We start from the raw sequence: 17,934 nt of genomic DNA on the forward strand, positions 1-17,934 counted from the left end.
TCAGCGGCCGTCGGCGATCGGCGTCGGGCGGCCACCGTTGAAGGTGGACCAGGCCGGCGTGCGCAACACATTGCCGAAGCCATCCAGATGCAGGGTGCCGGTGGCGCCGCGCAGGCCGCCGTCGGTGCCGGTGGCGAGTTTTTCCAGATACGCGCTGATCTTCCAGGCGTCGTAGCCGAACGCGAACAGGCGGGCGGCCGGGCCGCGTGCGCTGGGCAGGGTGCTGGCCACCTGGCTGGCTGCCGGCAGGCCGGACACGCCCAGGGCGGTCCAGGTTTCGCTTGGGTAGACGATGCCATCCAGTGCCAGGTCGTCTTCGACCTTGCCGGTACCGGCCACCAGCTGCGAGGTGCCCACGCGCGACTTGCCGGCAAACCCGCTTAGCGCCAGCTGCGGGGCCAACGCGCGCGCGGTGTTGCCGCGTACCGCCAGGAACACCGCATCGGCGGTGCCGTAGTTACGCAATTGCGCGCCGATGTCGCCGGGCGCATCGGCCACGCTGATGCTGCCGGCCACCGTGCCGCCGCGTTCGCTGAAACGGTCGCGGAACGCCTTGATGGTGCGCTTGCCGTTGTCGTCGCTGGTGCCGACGATCAGCACATTGCGGCGTTCGCGCGAGAGCAGGTATTCGGCGGCCATGATGCCGTCGTCTTCCGGCGCCAGCGAGAAGCCGGCACTGCCGGTGGGCGGCGCCTTGTTGTCGGTGGGGCGGTTGAGCGCCAGCACCGGCACGGCGAGCTGGCCGCGTGCGAACAGGGCGCTCACTTCATCGCGCCCCAGCGGGCCGACCACGTAATCGACACCGGCGCTCACCGCTTTGTCGTACGCGGCATTGGCACCGGCCGCAGTGCCGGCGGTGTCGAAGAACTGCACTTCCGGGCGGCGGCGGGTCTCGGCGTAATAGCCAGCCAGCAGGCCGTCGCGCACCGGGGCTGAAGCGGTGGCCAGGCTGCCGGTAAGCGGCAACAGCACACCCAGCTTGACCGGTGGGCGGTAGCCGTCGCGTTCGGCCGGCGGGCGCTTGCTGGTGTCGAAGCCCCACTGCGCATCGCGCTCGAACGCGCGCGGCAGCCCCAGCCCGCGGCTGATCAACGCGCGGCCGGCAAAGTTGTACAGCGGGTCGCCGGCCGGCAGCGCGGCGGTGCGGCCCTTGAGGGTGGCATCGTCCAGTGCGGCCAGCAGGCGCACGATGGCGCGCTGATTGTCGCTGCGCGCGGTGCCGGTCAGGCTGGCATCGGCGCGCGCGCGGTCGGCGGCCGCGCCGAACAGGTCGCCGGTGGCTTCCAGCGCGGCGGCGCGGGCCACCAGCCAGCGCGTCTGCAGCGGCTGCGGCAATCCGTGCGGGCTGTCGCCCAACGCCTCCAACGCCTGCGCGCCCTGCTTGTCGAGCACCGCCAGCTCGCCGGTAAGCAGCCCGAAGCGGGCACGCTCTTCGCCGCTGAGATGGCGTGCGTTGACCTGCGCCAGCAGCGTGCGGGCACGCGCATCGTCGCCGGCGTCGTGCCAGCCGAACGCGGCGGCGGCCAGCAGCCGGCTGCGCTGTGCGCCACTGGCACCGGCGGCTTCGGCTTCCAGCTGCTGCGCCGCTTCGCGCGGCTTGCCCTGGTCCAGCAGCGCCAGCGCCGCGCTCTGCGTGGGCGAGGCGGTCTGGGTCACGCTGCTGGTGGCGCAGCCGGCGGCCAGCATCACCAGCAGCGACAGGGCGGAGATCCTTGCAACACGCTTGTTCATTTCAGATCCATTGGACAGGGGCCGCCTGGGCGGCCCGTTGAAAACCGCTACGATTCTACCCTTTGCCCCCGGAAGGCCGCTGATGACGTCCCCTGGAACCTTGCACGTGGTCGCCACGCCGATCGGCAACCTGGCCGACCTGTCGCCGCGCGCGCAGGAGGTGCTGCGTGGCGTGGCCGCGATCTGCGCCGAAGACACCCGCCACACCCGGCAATTGCTCAGCCATTTCGGTATCGACCGCCCGCTGCTGGCCCTGCACGACCACAACGAAGAAGCGATGTCCGAGCGCATCGTGGCGCGCCTGGGCGAGGGCGAATCGCTGGCCATCGTCAGCGACGCCGGCACCCCGCTGGTCAGCGACCCCGGCTTCAAGCTGGTGCGCGCCGCCCGTGCCGCCGGTATCAAGGTCAGCCCGGTGCCGGGCGCCTGCGCGGCGATCGCCGCGCTGAGCGTGGCCGGCCTGCCCAGCGACCGCTTCGGCTTCGAAGGCTTCCTGCCGGCCAAGAGCGCCGCGCGCCGCGAGCGCCTGGCGCGGCTGGCCGGCGAGACCCGCACCCTGGTGTTCTACGAATCGTCCCACCGCATCGTCGAGTCGCTGGCCGACCTGCGTTTCGCCTTCGGCGACGAGCGCCCGGCGGTGATCGCCCGCGAGTTGACCAAGCTGTTCGAAACCGTGCTCGACGGCACCCTGGCCGAGCTGCAGGCCCGGGTCGAAGCCGACGACAACCAGCGCAAGGGCGAATTCGTGGTGATGGTGCAGGGCGCCGCCGACGCCGCCGACGGCCAGCTCGCCGAAGGCCGCCGCGTCTACGCCAAGCTCGCCGAACACCTGCCGCCGTCCACTGCCGCCAAGCTGGCTGCCGAATTGACCGGCGCGCCGCGTAAGGCGTTGTATGGCGGCTGATGCGGTCCTCGCAGGAACATGCCTGGAAGCGACGGTGGTTGGTCGGTACCGCCTCTCGCGCCCGGGTGCGCTCCTACAAGGCAATGGTCAGCTGGAAATCGCCGTGCCGTTTCGCATGGCGGCGATAGCGTAGAATGCGCCCCGGCGGAGTCGGCCAGACAGTCGCGTCACTCGCAAGAGTGCCGAGGAAAGTCCGGGCTCCATAGGGCAAGGTGCCAGGTAACGCCTGGGCGGCGCAAGCCGACGGAAAGTGCAACAGAAAGATACCGCCTACGTCCCTCGTCACCCCTCTGCCGCCACTGGAACGTGCCAGCGATGCATCGCATCGCCAAGTGCGCCCCGGAGGCCGCAGAGGGGTGGCGAGGGGCCGGTAAGGGTGAAATGGTGCGGTAAGAGCGCACCGCGAGTCCGGTAACGGACCGGCACGGCAAACCCCACCTGGAGCAAGACCAAATAGGGATCCATTGGCGTGGCCCGCGCTGGATCCGGGTAGGTTGCTTGAGCGCTGCGGTGACGTAGCGCCTAGACGAATGACTGTCCACGACAGAACCCGGCTTATCGGCCGGCTCCGCCACCTTCGTTCGGGCGTTCGCCCTTCTCGAAGGTGCCCACGTTTCGTACCGCCGCAGGCGGTACAAAACGCGGGTCCCGCTCCGGGCATGCCATATCCCCGCGGCTGTCGCCGCGCCCCCTTGACTCAAGGGGGCTTGCAGATAGGTGGTTGGCTGGGGCGCTGCGCACTAAGTGATCAACTCCCTTCTACCGCTTGCAGCGATAGGTGCTCGGCTCCCTTCCACCGCTTGCGGGGGAAGGTGCCCAAAGGGCGGATTGGGCCAGCATTCCGTGCCGCCTGCAGCGGTACACAACGTGGGTCCCGCTCCGGGCATGCCACATCCCCGCGGCTGTCGCCGCGCCCCCTTGACTCAAGGGGGCTTGCAGACAGGTGGTTGGCCGGGGTGCCTGCACGTGACCTGGATCAACTCCCTTCCACCGCTTGCAGCGGTAGGTGCCCGGCTCCCTTCCACCGCTTGCGGGGAAGGTGCCCGAAGGGCGGATGGGGGCCAGCATTCCGTGCCGCTTGCAGCGGTACACAACGCGGGTCCCGCTCCGGGCATGCCATATCCCCGCGGCTGTCGCCGCGCCCCCTTGACTCAAGGGGGCTTGCAGATGGGTGGTTGGCCGGGGCGCTGCGCACCAAGTGATCAACTCCCTTCCACCGCTTGCAGCGGTAGGTGCTCGGCTCCCTTCCACCGCTTGCGGGGGAAGGTGCCCGAAGGGCGGATGGGGGCCAGCATTCCGTGCCGCCTGCAGCGGTACACAACGCGGGTCCCGCTCCGGGCATGCCAGATCCCCGCGGCTGTCGCCGTGCCCGCTCGACTCAAGAGGGCTTGCAGATGGGTGGTTGGCCGGAGTGCCTGCACGTGACCTGGATCAACTCCCTTCCACCGCTTGCAGCGTTAGGTGCTCGGCTCCCTTCCACCGCTTGCGGGGGAAGGTGTCCGAAGGGCGGATGGGGGCGAGCTTTTCGCTCTGGCGTATGGCGGCAAATCGGGCGTCAAGCGCTGAGATGCTGGATCAGTGGATGCTTCAGCGTGCGCAACCTGCCGCGATCTGTGTCATGAGCGTCTCGCTCACGCTGCAGTTGCCAGCGTGCTACCTAACCGAACGAGCGGGTGAACAGCTCGTCCAGGGCGTCGACGATGCGTTGCCCTTCGTCCCTCAACGAGCCCGCCGGGTGGGTGAGTACCGAGAGCGGTACCGAGGTCATTTCCAGTGGTTGCAGCACGACGCGCTGGCCGGCGACGACGAATTCGGGGGTGAAGCGGGAGGGGGTCGGGGAGTGGGTGGAGGCGATGACCAACGGTACGACGACGCGGCGGGGGGATGCATCGAAGATTTTCGATTGGACGACCACAACATAAGGAATGTTCTTGTTGCGTCCGACGTTGGCGTAGATATCGAACTGGTCGGTCACAGGGTGGAGAACTCGTCGGCGAAGGCGCCGTGCGCGTCGGTGAAGGCCTTCCATTCGCTTGCGGCGCGTTGCAACTCCATCGCCCGGGCGCTGTGGCTGTCGCGCTCCTTCGTCACGTACTCGGCCAGCAGTTCCTCCACCTTTGCCGACAGGTTGCCGGTCATGGCGCGGGCCTGGGCGGCCAGGTCGGCATTGATGGTCAGGTTTAGGGGCTTTTTGGGTGCGGAGCTATCGTAATAACGGCTCATGACGGGCCTCCTGCGGTCATGCGCACGCTATGCGCATGATTTCGGGCTGTCAATGCGTGCTAGCGATGTCCAGCCGTGTTTCGCCTTGGAAGATGCCGTTCGGGCCAAAGCGGCGTTCGTGGATGAAGCCGCGGCCTTGGTGGTCCACGGCAACGACCGTACTGGCGCGGGTGCCGTAGCTGGCGCCACCGATAAAAGCCGCCGAGAGCAGGCGCTCGGTGGCCAGGTCCACGCCGGTGTGGGGAAGGGCGTGGTCGGGCGCAGTGTCCGGGTTGCCCAGGGCCGTCCACAGCGGCTGCAGATCGCCGCTGGCGTCGTCGCACCAGGCGCGCAGGGCATCGGTCAGGGCATTGGTCTTGGGCCAGTGCGCGTCCAGCGGCCCGTTGGACATGCCGTGGATACCGGGTGCCAGGTGGCGCGCCAGCGGCGGATGGTTGCTGAGGTGCTCGCAGTGCTCGGCATCGCACAGCAGCAGGTTGAACGGTGGGAACTCGTGCGCCGCGGCGGCCAGGTCGCCCGCGTAGGCGCGGGCATCCAGGGTGCCGCCCAGGTAGTCGGCAATCAGATGTCCGCGCGAGCGTCCCGAACTGCTGGCCAGCGGGTCGCGCACATTGGTCACCACCGCGACACGGCCATCACTGCCCAGCCCGACCCAGCTGCCGCCCGAGCGCAGGTCGCGACCGGCCAGCACGCCGTCGGCCGGTGCGGCCCAGCGCGCCAGGGCAGCAGTGGGACGCTCGTGGAATTCGTCGCGGTTGCCGGCCAGCAGCAGGCGCCAGCGCGGGTGGGTTTTCCAGGCGAGAGCGACCAGGCACATGGCATCGATTGTCCTCTCTTTGCGCAGTTGAGATATGCAGCTGGCGCAATGTGAAGTGAGACGAGGGTCGGGTTTACATGCCCTTCACGCCCCTGAATTTTTGTTCAATCTCAAAATCTGAGACGAAACAGCAACTTGTGGATAAGCTTTGAACAAGTCTCTAAAGAGTGCTGCAACTCATTGATGCAACTGGCGATTTGTGACCCGGAAAACTGTTGACAACCTTTGACGCGCTGCTAAGGTGGGCATCGGAGGGAAAACCAGGTGTTTTGTGGTTTTTCGTGGTTCAATGATCCCCCAGCGGGTATTCGAGGTTGCATTCGGTGTTTCAGGGCGAGACTGCCATCACGGTGGACGACAAGGGACGCATGGCGGTGCCAACCGCATATCGCGACCTGGTCACGCGCGTGAGCGGCAACCGCCTGGTACTTACCTACAACCCGTTCGAAGCCGGTTGCCTGTGGCTGTACGCGGAGAAGGAGTGGGAGCGGGTGCGCGACGATGTGATGTCCAAGCCCAACACCCAGCGCGTGGTCCGCACGCTGCAGCAGAAACTGGTGGGTTCCTCGGCCGTGCTGGAGTTGGACGCCAATGGACGTCTGAGCATCCCGGCCAGCCACCGCAACGCGGTCGGCATCGAAAAAAAGGCCGTGCTGTTGGGCATGGGCGACAAGTTCGAACTCTGGAGCGAGCAGGCACATCGCGCACTGATCCAGCAGACATTGTCTGACGGGGATCTGGGCGATGAATTGCTCGATCTCAGGTTGTGAGCCGGGGTGCCCGGATGCGCGGTGAAGCGCAGCCCGGTCACCCGGTGTCGCAGCCGCCGGCGGCCCACGTGCCGGTGCTGTACACGCAGGTTCTGGATGGCCTGCAGGTGACCGAAGGCGGAACCTATCTCGATGGCACGTTCGGGCGTGGCGGACACGCACGCGGCGTGCTGGAACACCTTGGCCCGGGAGGTCGACTGCTGGTGATGGACAAGGACCCTGAAGCGATCGCAGTGGCCGAACAGGCGTTCGGTGGCGATGCGCGCGTGTCCATCCATCGCGGCAGCTTCGCCGGCCTTGGCCAGGTGGTCGCCGCAGCGACCGTCGACGGCATCCTGCTGGACCTGGGCGTGTCCTCGCCGCAGCTGGACGTGGCCGGGCGCGGTTTCAGTTTCGGCAAGGACGGCCCGCTGGACATGCGCATGGACCCGGACAGCGGCCAGAGCGCGGCGCAGTGGCTGGCCCACGCCAGCGACCGCGAGATTGCCGACGTGCTGTGGACCTATGGCGAAGAACGCCAGAGCCGCCGCATCGCGCGCGCCATCGTGGCGCGTCGTGCCGAGCAGCCGCTGCTGCGCACCGCGCAGCTGGCCGACCTGATCGCCTCGGTGATGCCGCGCGGCGACAGCAAGACCCACCCGGCCACGCGCAGCTTCCAGGCGATCCGCATCCACATCAATCGTGAGCTGGCCGACCTGGAAGCCGGCCTGGACGCTGCGCTGGGCGCACTCAAGCCGGGCGGCCGGCTGGCGGTGATCAGCTTCCATTCGCTGGAAGACCGCATCGTCAAGCAGTTCATGGCCCGCTACGCCAAGGCCCCACCAAGCAATCGCCGCCTGCCCGAAGCGCAACCCTTCGTACCGACGCTGCAACTGGTCAGCGGCGCGATCAAGGCCGACGACGCCGAACTGGGCATCAACCCGCGCGCGCGCAGCGCGGTGTTGCGGGTAGCTGAGAAGCTGGCGGGACCCGGGACCCGGGACCCGGGACTCGGTGACAGCAGGCGCAACGGCGACGGCGATGAAGATCGGGCCGCCTCGGCTGCTCGCTTTTTTCGGGTCCCGAGTCCCGCGTCCCGGGTCCCGAACACGCTCCTCCGGAGCGTGCCATGAGCCGCTTGCTGCTCATCGTGCTGCTGGCCTGCAGCATCGCCTCGGCGATCGGGGTGGTGTACATGCGCCACATGCATCGCAAGCTGTTCGTGCAGCTGTCCAAGCTCGAACACACGCGCGACGAGTTGAACATCGAATTCGGCCGGTTGCAGCTGGAGCAGGCCACCTGGGCGGAAAGCAACCGTGTCGATCAGGTCGCGCGTGCGCGCATCGGGATGAAGTTCCCGGAGACGAACGACATCGTGGTGGTGCGCCCATGACGAATTCGCGCGACAGCCGTTTTGCACGGCCAAGCTGCCTGCGGGGAGGTACGCGGTGAAGGCTGGTCGCAACCGCCCCCGCAGCAATTTCAACTTGCGCGGCCGCCTCACCTTGGTGGGCGTGGCGCTGGGGCTGTGCTCGGTCACCCTGATCGGCCGGGCGGCCTATGTGCAGCTGGTCAACCGCGATTTCTATCAGCGCCAGGGCGAAGCGCGTTACCTGCGTGAACTGCCGATCGCCACCTCGCGCGGCATGATCACCGACCGCAACGGCGAGCCGCTTGCGGTGTCCACGCCGGTGGAATCGATCTGGGTCAATCCGCAGGAACTGCTGCGCAACCCGGACCGTATTCCCGAGCTGGCCAAGGCGCTCGGCCAGCCGCTGGACGAGCTGAACGCCAAGCTGGCGCAGAAGGCCGGCAAGGAATTCATGTACCTGCAGCGCCGGATCAATCCGGACAAGGCACATGCCATCGTCGATCTGAAGATCCCGGGCGTGTTTTCGCAGCGCGAGTTTCGTCGCTTCTATCCGCAAGGCGAAGCGATGGCCCACGTGCTGGGCTTCACCAACATCGACGACCGCGGCCAGGAAGGTCTGGAGCTGGCGTTCGACGAATGGTTGCGCGGCAAGCCCGGCTCCAAGAAAGTGGTGCGCGATGCGCGCGGCGCCATCGTGGAGAGCGTGGATCTGGTGCGTCCGGCGCAGCCGGGCAAGGACCTGACCCTGAGCATCGACCGGCGCATCCAGTTCCTGGCCTACAAGGAACTGCGCAACGCGCTGGTCGAAAACAATGCGGCCGGCGGGTCGATGGTGGTGATGGACGTGGCCACCGGCGAAGTGTTGGCCATGGTCAACCTGCCGACCTACAACCCCAATTCGGTGACCGGGATCAATCCGTCGGCGCGGCGCAATCGCGCCGTCACCGACCTGGTGGAGCCGGGATCGACGATGAAGCCGCTGACCGTGGCCACCGCGCTGACCGCCGGCGTGGTGACCAAGGACACCGTCATCGACACCAACCCCGGCTTCATGTCGGTGGGGCGCTTCACCATCCGCGATGTGCCGCGCAACAACGGCGTGCTCAACGTCACCGGCGTGATCACCCGCAGCTCCAACATCGGTGCGGCCAAGATTGCCGCCAAGGTGCCGGACCAGACCTTCTATCAGTCGATCCGCAACTTCGGGTATGGCAGTGCACCGCACAGCGGGTTCCCCGGCGAATCGTCCGGTGTGGTGCTGCAGCCGGCACGCTGGAGCGGCCCGTCCAAGACCACGATGTCGTACGGCTACGGCCTGTCGGTGACGCCGCTGCAGATCGCGCAGGCCTACGCCACGCTGGGCAACGGCGGCAAACTGACGCCGCCGACCTTCGTGCGCGGCCAGCACAACGAAACCCGCCAGGTGGTGACGCCGGAAGTAGCGCGGCAGGTCATCGACATGATGGAAACCGTGGTCACCCAGGGCGGCGCCAAGGGCGCGGCGATCCTGGGCTACCACGTGGCCGGCAAGACCGGTACGGCACGCAAGAACGGCGCCAACGGCTACGAGCGCGGGCACTACAACGCGCTGTTTGCCGGCCTGGTGCCGGCCACGCGCCCGCGTTTTGCCACGGTGATCGTGATCAACGATCCGCAGGGCAAGGTGTATTACGGCGGCCTGGTCTCCGCACCGGTCTTCCATCGCGTGATGGAAGGTGCGCTGCGCCTGATGGACGTGCCGCCGGACGATATCCAGTCGTGGCTGGCCGCGCAGGCCGCCGGCAAGACCGGCCAGCCGATCGTCAAACCGCAGCCGGTGGATCTGGATCCGGCGCTGGTGCCCGATCCGGTGGACGAAGTCTCGGCCGGTATTCCGACCGCCGCCGCGCCGCCGCCGGCCGCGCCTGCATCCGCGCAGCCCGCGCCGCTGCAGGAAAGCCGCCAGTGAGCCGCTCGCTGCCGCTGTCGCAGCTGTTGCCGGACCTGACGCTGGCGCACGACGTGCAGGTGTCGGGCCTGGTGATGGACAGCCGCGCGGTACGCCCGGGCGATGCCTTCGTGGCCATCGCCGGTTTCGGCGCACACGGGCTGGGCTTTGTCGAACAGGCGCGTGCCAACGGCGCGGTGGCGGTGTTGTTCGAGCCGCCCGCACCGGCCGATCTGCCGGCGCCGGCCGATGCGATCGCCGTGCCGGGCCTGCGCGCGCGGCTGGGCCGCATGGCCGACCAGTTCCATGACCATCCGTCGCGCGCGCTGTGCATGCTCGGCGTCACCGGCACCAATGGCAAGACCTCCACCGTGCAGCTGCTGGCGCAGGCGCTGACGCTGCTCGGCACACCCACCGGCACGCTCGGTACGCTGGGCGTCGGCCTGTACGGCGCTGCCGTGCCGACCGGCTTCACCACGCCGCTGGTGCTGTCCACGCATGCGCTGCTGGCGCAGCTGCGCGATGACGGTGCGCAGGCGGTGGCCATGGAAGTCAGCTCGCACGCGCTCGACCAGGGCCGCGTGGATGCGGTGCATTTCGACGTGGCGGTGTTCACCAATCTCACCCGCGACCATCTCGATTACCACGGCGACATGGCGCAGTACGGCGCCGCCAAGGCCAGGCTGTTCACCCGTGCCGGGCTGAAGGCGGCGGTGGTGAATCTGGACGATGGCTTCGGCCGCACGCTGTTTGCCTCGCTCGATCCTGCGCTGCGCGCGATCGGTGTGAGTTCACGCGGGCAGGCCGATGCCGGCGTAAGCGCCAGCGATCTGCAACTGGACTACACCGGCATCAATTTCGCGCTGCACATCGCCGGTGAGGCGCATGCGGTGCGCTCGCCGTTGCTGGGGCGGTTCAATGTGGACAATCTGCTGGCAGTGGCTGGCGCGTTGTCTGCGCTGGACCATGCGCCGGCGCGGATCGCCGATGTGCTTGGGCAGCTGCAGCCGATCCACGGCCGCATGAACCGGCTCGGTGGCGCGCACGGCGCACCGCTGGTGGTGGTGGATTACGCGCACACCCCCGATGCGCTGGAACAGGCCTTGGCCAGCCTGCGCTCGCATGCGCAGGACCGGTTGATCTGCGTCTTTGGTTGCGGTGGCGAGCGTGATACCGGCAAGCGCCCGCAGATGGCGGCGATTGCCGAGCTCAATGCCGATATGGCGATCGTCACCGACGACAACCCGCGCGGCGAAGACGGCGATGCGATCGTGGCCGACATCCTGCGCGGCTTTGCGCACCCGGACGCGGCCATCGTGCAGCGCGATCGCGCGGCCGCGATCCATCAGGCCATCGCCATGGCCAGTGCCGCCGACATCGTCTTGATCGCCGGCAAGGGCCACGAGCCCTACCAGGAAGTCGCTGGCGTGCGGCATGCGTTCGACGATGCCGCCGTAGCCGCGCAGGCCTTGCTGCCGCGCACCACGCTGGGAGTGCGCGCATGAAGCTCACCCCGTTGTCGTTGATTGCGCACTGGGCAGGCGGCGAGCTGCAGGGCGACGACGCCATGATCGATGCGGTGAGCAACGACACGCGTACGCTGTCCAACGGCAGCCTGTACGTGGCGCTGCGCGGCGAGCGTTTCGATGGGCACGACTTTGCCGCAGACGCAGTGGCGCATGGCGCCAGCGGGTTGCTGGTGGAGCGCCTGTTGCCGGCGCTGAGCGTGCCGCAGGTGGTGGTGGAAAATGCCGAGCTGGCGTTGGCGCGGATCGCCGCCGGCATGCAGCGCGACCGCGCCACCCGCGTGGTTGCGCTGACCGGTTCCAACGGCAAGACCAGCGTCAAGGCCTTGCTGCTGTCGATCCTGACCGAAGCCGGGCGCGTGGACGGCACCACCGTGTACGCCACGCCGGGCAACCGCAACAACGAAATCGGCCTGCCGCTGGCGGTGATCGCCGCGCCGGACGATGCCGACGTGGCGATCTACGAAATGGGTGCCGGCAAGCCGGGCGATATCGCCTATCTCACCGACATCGCGCGGCCGCAGGTCGCGCTGGTCAACAACATCGCGCCGGCGCATCTGGAGCGCCTGGGCAGCCTGCTCGGCGTGGCGCAGACCAAGGGCGCCATCTACGCCGCGCTGCCGGGCGATGGCGTGGCGGTCATCAACGCCGACGACGCGTTCGGCGCCTGGTTCGAGCAGCAGCTGCTGGCGCAGCCGCTGCAGGGCCGTCGCGTGTTGCGCTATGGCTTGCAGGCCAGCGCCGACATCAGTGCACGCCAGCTGCGGCTGCAGGCCGACGGCGCACAGTTCACGCTGGTGACGCCGCAGGGCGAGGCGCAGATTGCGCTGCCGCTGCCCGGTCGCCACAACGTGCTCAACGCCCTGGCGGCCACCGGGCTGGCGCTCGGCGCCGGCATCGCGTTGCCGGTCATTGCCGCAGGCCTGGCGCAGGCGCGCCCGGTGGCCGGCCGGCAGATCGCGCATCGGCTGCCCGGCGGCGCGTTGTTGATCGACGACAGTTACAACGCCAACCCCGGCTCGCTGGACGCGGCCATCGATGCACTGGCCGCCGCGCCGGGCGATGGCTGGCTGGTGCTGGGCGACATGCGCGAACTCGGCCCGGAAGGTGCCGCCCTGCATGCCGCTGCCGGGCGGCGCGCACGCGCGGCCAAGTTGCAGCGTCTGTATGCATTGGGCGAACTCAGTGCCGCCGCTGCGCAGGCGTTCGGTGAAGGTGGCCGGGTATTTGCCACGCATGCGGAACTGATCGAGGCGTTGCGGGCGGATCTTGCCGAAGCCGGGACCGGGGACCCGGTCCCGGGGACCCGTGAACAGCAACAGCAACAGCACGACGCATCAGAAAATGCGCAGGAACACGCTTTGATAGAACAACAACAGTCGCAGCCCGCACCCGCTTCTACGGGTCCCGGGTCCCGGGTCCCGGGTCCCCGCGCCATCACGCTGCTGGTGAAGGGCTCGCGCGGCAGCGCCATGGACCGCATCGTCACCGCGCTGCTCGCACCGGCGGAGGATGCCTCCCATGCTGCTTGAGTTGGCGCGTTGGCTGCAGCAACTGGAGAGCCTGTTCGGGCTGTTCAACTATCTGACCTTCCGCGGCATCCTGGCCGCGCTGACCGCACTGTTCCTGTCGTTGTGGATGGGCCCGGCGGTGATCCGCAAGCTGGCCCAGTTCAAGGGTGGCCAGCCGATCCGCCAGGACGGCCCGCAGACGCATTTCTCCAAGGCCGGCACGCCGACCATGGGCGGCTCGCTGATCCTGCTCACCGTCACCTTGTCGGTGCTGCTGTGGGGCGACCTGCGCAACCGTTACGTCTGGTTGGTGCTGGCGGTGATGATCTGTTTCGGTGCGATCGGCTGGTACGACGACTGGATCAAGATCGTGCGTCGCGACCCCAATGGCCTGAAATCGCGCTGGAAATACCTGCTGCAGTCGATCTTCGGTCTGGCCGCCGGCCTGTTCCTGTACTACACCGCCGACGTGCCAGCGGCGATCACCTTCTACATTCCGATGTTCAAGTCGATCGCGCTGCCGCTGGCCGGCGTGAGCTTCGTGGTGATCGCCTATTTCTGGATCGTCGGCTTCTCCAACGCGGTGAACCTCACCGACGGCCTGGACGGCCTGGCGATCATGCCGACCGTGCTGGTGGCCTGCGCGCTGGGCGTGTTCGCCTATGCCTCGGGCAACGTGGTGTTTGCCGAATACCTGAAAATCCCACTGATTCCTGGTGCCGGCGAGCTGATCATCATCTGCTCGGCGATCGCCGGGGCAGGGTTGGGCTTTCTGTGGTTCAACACCTATCCGGCCATGGTGTTCATGGGTGACATCGGCGCGCTGTCGCTGGGCGCGGTGCTCGGCACCATCGCGGTGATCGTGCGCCAGGAAATGGTGCTGGTGATCATGGGCGGCGTGTTCGTGATCGAAACCCTGTCGGTGATGATCCAGGTGGCCAGCTTCAAGCTGACCGGCAAGCGCGTGTTCCGCATGGCGCCCATCCATCACCACTTCGAACTCAAGGGTTGGCCGGAGCCGCGGGTGATCGTGCGCTTCTGGATCATTTCGGTGGTGCTGGTGCTGATCGGCCTTGCCACGTTGAAGGTGCGCTGATGAACGACATGTCCCGCCAGGCCACGCGACTGGACGCCATCGGCGGTCGTTACGACCCGTGGTTGCTCGGCGCGGCCGCCACGCTCGCCTCGCTGGGCGTGGTGATGGTGGCCTCCAGCTCGATCGAGTTGTCGGATAACCCGTTCTATTACCTGACCCGTCACCTGCTGTTCCTGGGCATCGGCATCGGGCTGGCGTTCTGGGCGATGCGCACCGAGCTCAAGACCATCGAGCAATACAACCAGGTGTTGCTGCTGGCCTGCTTCGGGCTGCTGATGGTGGTGTTCGTGCCGGGGCTGGGCAGCAGCGTCAACGGCGCCAAGCGCTGGATCAACCTGGGCGTGTCCAAGTTCCAGACCGTCGAAGCGGTCAAGGTGCTCTACATCGTGTGGCTGTCCAGCTACCTGGTGCGCTTCCGCGATGAAGTCAACGCCACCTGGCCGGCCATGCTCAAGCCGCTGGGCGTGGCCATCGCGCTGGTCGGCCTGCTGCTGATGCAGCCGGACTTCGGCTCGTCCACGCTGCTGCTGGCGATCACCGCCGGCATGCTGGTGCTGGGTGGGGTAAACCTGCCGCGCATGTCGATGCCGATCGTGTTCGGCCTGCCGGTGTTCGCCTTCATCGCGATTCTGGAGCCGTACCGCCTGCGTCGTATCACCTCGTTCCTGGACCCGTGGGCCGATCAGCTCGGCTCCGGTTATCAGCTGTCGAATGCGTTGATGGCAGTCGGTCGTGGTCAGTGGACCGGCGCGGGCCTGGGCGCCTCGGTGCAGAAGCTCAACTATCTGCCCGAGGCGCATACCGACTTCATCTTCTCGGTGATTGCCGAGGAGCTCGGTTTTGTCGGCGTCTGCGGTGTCATTGCGCTGTACGCGCTGCTGGTCGGCCGCGCGTTCTGGCTGGGCATGCGCTGCGTGGAAATGAAGCGCCACTTCTCTGGCTACATCGCGTTCGGCATCGGCCTGTGGATCAGCCTGCAGAGTTTCGTGTCGGTGGGCGTCAACCTGGGCATCCTGCCGACCAAGGGCCTGACCTTGCCGCTGATTTCCTCCGGCGGTTCGTCGGTGCTGATGACCTGCGTGGCGATGGGCCTGTTGCTGCGCGTGTCCTATGAAATGGATCGCGCCGAGCGCCTGCGCAGCAAGTTGTCGCCGCAGGGTGCGGGCACTGCGGCTGCCGAGCCGGCCGAACCTGTCGCCGACGCGGCGCCGCCGCCGTATTTGCCAGCGCGCAAGCCGCAGCGCGAGACTGCTGCCGCCGCCGCGCCGGTGGCCGCCGCACCGGTCGCTGCCGCCTCGGTGGCACCGGCATCGGCGATCTTGCGCGGTACCAGCCGTATGCAGCCGCGTGTGGAACCGACGTTCGGGAGGATCGCATGAGTGTTGATGCGACTGCCTCGCAAGCATCCGCAGTGTCTGCCGGAGCTCGGCCTGTGATGATTCTGGCCGGCGGCACCGGCGGGCATATCTTCCCGGGGTTGGCCGTGGCCAAGGTATTGCGCGCGCGCGGCGTGCCGGTGACCTGGCTGGGCGCCGATGGCGCAATGGAAACCCGTCTGGTGCCGCAGCACGAGATCCATATCGACACCCTGGCCATCAGCGGCCTGCGTGGCAAGGGCGTGGTGAAGTTGCTGGGTGCGCCGGTGCGGGTGATGCGCGCGGTGCGCGCCGCCGGCTTCGTGCTGCGCAAGCGCCAGCCGCGTGCGGTGATCAGCTTTGGCGGCTTTGCGGCCGGCCCGGGCGGCCTGGCCGCGCGCCTGCTCGGCACGCCACTGCTGGTGCACGAACAGAACCGCGCGCCCGGCATGACCAACAAGGTGCTGTCGCGTTTCGCGCGCCGCGTGCTGACCGGCTTCCCGGGCAGCTTCGTCGGCGAAGAAGCGGTAGGCAACCCGGTGCGTGCCGACATTGCCGCACTGCCTGCGCCGGCTGCACGTCTGGTGGGCCGCGATGGCCCGGTGCGCCTGCTGGTACTTGGCGGCAGCCAGGGCGCACGGGCATTGAATCAGGCCGTGCCGGCCGCGCTGGCTGCACTCGGTTACCCGGATGTTGAGGTGCGGCATCAGTGCGGCGAAAAGCTGCGCGCCGAAGCCGAAGCGTCGTACGCACAGGCCGGTGTCAACGCCAGTGTAGAACCCTTCATCGCCGACATGGCGGCCGCTTATGCCTGGGCCGATCTGGTCGTGTGCCGCGCCGGTGCATCCACGCTGGCCGAACTGTGCGCCGCCGGCATCGGCAGCGTGCTGGTGCCGTTCGCCGCAGCGGTGGACGACCATCAAACCCGCAATGCGGAATACCTGGTCAGCGCCGATGCCGCCGTGCTGCTCAAGCAGGACGACAGCCTCGCGGTGCGTCTGCAGCAGCTCCTGCAGACCCTGCTCAACGACCCGGCCCGTCGCCTGTCGATGGCGCAAGCCGCCCGCACCCTGGCCAAGCCGGATGCCGCAGAGCGGATCGCCGACATCATTTTGGAAGAAGCCGGGACTCGGGACCCGGGACCCGGGACCCCGGAAGCACACAAGCAACAGCAAGAGCAGAAAGACATGCATGCAGACGATTTCGGCGGGCAGGCGCGCGGCGCCGCTGCGTTTTCCCCGGGAGCCGGGTCCCGAGTCCCGGGTCCCGGCTCCGCAGGAGGTGCCCTGTGATCCGCCGTCTGCAGGACAGTGGCGATCTGGTGCGCGCATTTCCGCGCGTGCATTTCGTCGGCATCGGCGGCACCGGCATGAGCGGTATTGCCGAGGTCATGCTGACGCTGGGTTATGAAGTGTCCGGTTCGGATAATTCGGATAACGCGGCGACGCGGCGGCTGGCCAAGCTGGGTGCGCGCGTGATGCGCGGCCACTCCGCCGCCAACGTGCTCGGCACCGATTGCGTGGTGGTGTCCAGCGCCATCCGCGAAGATAACCCCGAGCTGATGGAAGCGCGCAGCCAGCGCATTCCGATCATGCCGCGCGCAGCGATGCTGGCCGAGCTGATGCGCTTCCGCCGTGGCATCGCCGTGGCCGGCACGCACGGCAAGACCACCACCACCAGCCTGGCGGCAGCCGTGCTGAGCGAAGGTGGCCTGGACCCGACCTTCGTCATCGGCGGGCAGCTGCTGGCCGCCGGTGCCAACGCAAAGCTCGGTGGCGGCCAGTGGCTGGTGGCCGAAGCCGACGAGAGCGACGGCAGCTTCCTGCGCCTGAATCCGTTGATGGCGGTGATCACCAACATCGATTCGGATCACCTGGAAAACTACGGCAACGACTTCGCCCGCGTGCAGGCCGCATTCGCCGAATTCCTGCAGCGCCTGCCGTTCTATGGCCTGGCGCTGTTGTGCATCGACGACCCGGAAGTGGCTGCACTGGCCGGCAAGACGCCGCGCCACGTGATGAGCTACGGCATGAGCGAAAGCGCCGATGTGCGCGCCGAGGACGTGGTGCAGGACGGCCCGCGCATGCGCTTTACGCTGCGTCTGCCCGAAGGCACCACCACGCCGGTCACCCTGGCGCTGCCGGGCCGTCACAACGTGCTCAATGCCCTGGCCGCCGCCGCAATCGGTTGGCAGCTGGGCGTGGAGCCGCAGACCATTGCGCGCGCGCTGGAAAACTTCGCCGGCATCGGCCGTCGTTTCAACGATCTGGGCGAAGTCACCACCAGCACCGGTGCACGTGTGCGCGTGGTCGACGATTACGGCCATCACCCGCGCGAACTGGAAGCGGTGTTTGCGGCAGCACGTGGCGGCTGGCCGGACAAGCGTCTGGTCGTCGCCTTCCAGCCGCACCGCTACAGCCGCACCCGTGATCAGTTCGATGCCTTCGCCGCAGTGCTCAGCACGGTCGATGCACTGGTGTTGAGCGAGGTCTACCCGGCCGGCGAAGCGCCGATTCCCGGCGCCGATTCGCGTGCACTGGCACGCGCCATCCGTGCGCGCGGCCGCAGCGAGCCGGTGGTCGTGGGCCAGATTTCCGGCCTGGCCGAAGTGTTGCCTGACGTCCTGCAGGACGGCGACCTGCTGTTGATGATGGGCGCCGGCGATATCGGCTATGTGGCCCAGCACATCATCAACAACGGGTTTGTCGGGGGTGCGGCGTGAG

The 17,934-nt window shown here is 67.8% G+C and carries 15 protein-coding genes and 1 other RNA gene; 12 read left to right on the forward strand and 4 right to left on the reverse strand.

From position 1 onward, the window contains the following. Complete coding sequence (locus ACCQ10_RS04255; protein ID WP_039408192.1) at positions 1-1,731, reverse strand: penicillin-binding protein activator; 1,731 nt, start codon at positions 1,729-1,731, stop codon at positions 1-3. Positions 1,732-1,813: 82 nt separating this feature from the next. On the opposite strand from ACCQ10_RS04255, the gene rsmI reads away from it, so the two are divergent. Both rsmI and rnpB read left to right on the forward strand, forming a co-directional pair. Then, positions 1,814-2,635 carry a 16S rRNA (cytidine(1402)-2'-O)-methyltransferase gene (gene rsmI, locus ACCQ10_RS04260; protein ID WP_372362338.1) on the forward strand — a complete coding sequence of 274 codons (822 nt, stop codon included), beginning with the start codon at positions 1,814-1,816 and terminating at the stop codon, positions 2,633-2,635. Positions 2,636-2,781: 146 nt separating this feature from the next. After that, positions 2,782-3,209: RNase P RNA component class A (gene rnpB / locus ACCQ10_RS04265), an RNA gene on the forward strand. Between the two features lie 1,083 nt (positions 3,210-4,292). On the opposite strand, the gene ACCQ10_RS04270 is transcribed toward rnpB, so the two are convergent. Genes ACCQ10_RS04270 through ACCQ10_RS04280 form a run of 3 tightly spaced genes read right to left on the reverse strand, consistent with a single transcriptional unit; the run spans position 4,293 to position 5,675 of the window. Beyond that, complete coding sequence (locus tag ACCQ10_RS04270) at positions 4,293-4,610, reverse strand: CcdB family protein (protein WP_372362339.1); 318 nt, start codon at positions 4,608-4,610, stop codon at positions 4,293-4,295. Next, positions 4,607-4,858: a type II toxin-antitoxin system CcdA family antitoxin gene (locus ACCQ10_RS04275; protein WP_047697619.1), complete on the reverse strand. Its 252-nt coding sequence runs from the start codon at positions 4,856-4,858 to the stop codon at positions 4,607-4,609. The genes ACCQ10_RS04270 and ACCQ10_RS04275 overlap by 4 nt, the downstream gene beginning before the upstream one ends. Before the next feature lie 49 nt (positions 4,859-4,907). Continuing rightward, positions 4,908-5,675: an NRDE family protein gene (locus tag ACCQ10_RS04280; protein ID WP_372362340.1), complete on the reverse strand. Its 768-nt coding sequence runs from the start codon at positions 5,673-5,675 to the stop codon at positions 4,908-4,910. A gap of 323 nt (positions 5,676-5,998) precedes the next feature. Here ACCQ10_RS04280 and mraZ point away from each other — a divergent pair, with 323 nt between their 5' ends. Genes mraZ through murC form a run of 10 tightly spaced genes read left to right on the forward strand, consistent with a single transcriptional unit; the run spans position 5,999 to position 17,933 of the window. Next, the gene (gene mraZ, locus ACCQ10_RS04285; RefSeq protein ID WP_033006748.1) at positions 5,999-6,445 is read left to right on the forward strand and encodes a division/cell wall cluster transcriptional repressor MraZ; all 447 of its coding nucleotides are present in this window, start codon (positions 5,999-6,001) and stop codon (positions 6,443-6,445) included. Between the two features lie 14 nt (positions 6,446-6,459). After that, positions 6,460-7,557 carry a 16S rRNA (cytosine(1402)-N(4))-methyltransferase RsmH gene (gene rsmH / locus ACCQ10_RS04290; protein ID WP_372363053.1) on the forward strand — a complete coding sequence of 366 codons (1,098 nt, stop codon included), beginning with the start codon at positions 6,460-6,462 and terminating at the stop codon, positions 7,555-7,557. Next, entirely contained in the window at positions 7,554-7,817 is a 264-nt protein-coding gene (gene ftsL, locus ACCQ10_RS04295; RefSeq protein WP_005991913.1) for a cell division protein FtsL, read from the forward strand. Before rsmH ends, ftsL begins: the two co-directional genes overlap by 4 nt. A 55-nt stretch (positions 7,818-7,872) precedes the next feature. Further along, entirely contained in the window at positions 7,873-9,744 is a 1,872-nt protein-coding gene (locus tag ACCQ10_RS04300; protein ID WP_047697612.1) for a peptidoglycan D,D-transpeptidase FtsI family protein, read from the forward strand. A gap of 8 nt (positions 9,745-9,752) precedes the next feature. Further along, positions 9,753-11,228 (forward strand): UDP-N-acetylmuramoyl-L-alanyl-D-glutamate--2,6-diaminopimelate ligase, encoded by a 1,476-nt coding sequence (locus ACCQ10_RS04305; protein ID WP_372363054.1) that lies wholly within the window; start codon positions 9,753-9,755, stop codon positions 11,226-11,228. Continuing rightward, complete coding sequence (locus ACCQ10_RS04310) at positions 11,225-12,781, forward strand: UDP-N-acetylmuramoyl-tripeptide--D-alanyl-D-alanine ligase (protein ID WP_372362341.1); 1,557 nt, start codon at positions 11,225-11,227, stop codon at positions 12,779-12,781. The genes ACCQ10_RS04305 and ACCQ10_RS04310 overlap by 4 nt, the downstream gene beginning before the upstream one ends. Then, complete coding sequence (mraY, locus tag ACCQ10_RS04315) at positions 12,771-13,856, forward strand: phospho-N-acetylmuramoyl-pentapeptide-transferase (protein WP_010367638.1); 1,086 nt, start codon at positions 12,771-12,773, stop codon at positions 13,854-13,856. Before ACCQ10_RS04310 ends, mraY begins: the two co-directional genes overlap by 11 nt. Continuing rightward, positions 13,856-15,235 (forward strand): putative lipid II flippase FtsW, encoded by a 1,380-nt coding sequence (gene ftsW / locus ACCQ10_RS04320; protein WP_372362342.1) that lies wholly within the window; start codon positions 13,856-13,858, stop codon positions 15,233-15,235. Before mraY ends, ftsW begins: the two co-directional genes overlap by 1 nt. After that, on the forward strand, positions 15,232-16,503 hold the full coding sequence (murG, locus tag ACCQ10_RS04325) for an undecaprenyldiphospho-muramoylpentapeptide beta-N-acetylglucosaminyltransferase (protein WP_372362343.1): 1,272 nt from the start codon (positions 15,232-15,234) through the stop codon (positions 16,501-16,503). The genes ftsW and murG overlap by 4 nt, the downstream gene beginning before the upstream one ends. After that, a complete protein-coding gene (gene murC, locus ACCQ10_RS04330) occupies positions 16,500-17,933 on the forward strand; it encodes a UDP-N-acetylmuramate--L-alanine ligase (RefSeq protein ID WP_039404166.1) in 1,434 nt (477 codons plus the stop codon). The genes murG and murC overlap by 4 nt, the downstream gene beginning before the upstream one ends. Position 17,934 lies beyond the last annotated feature (1 nt).

This window comes from Xanthomonas sp. NCPPB 1325 (assembly GCF_041477645.2).
Classification (GTDB): domain Bacteria; phylum Pseudomonadota; class Gammaproteobacteria; order Xanthomonadales; family Xanthomonadaceae; genus Xanthomonas; species Xanthomonas cannabis.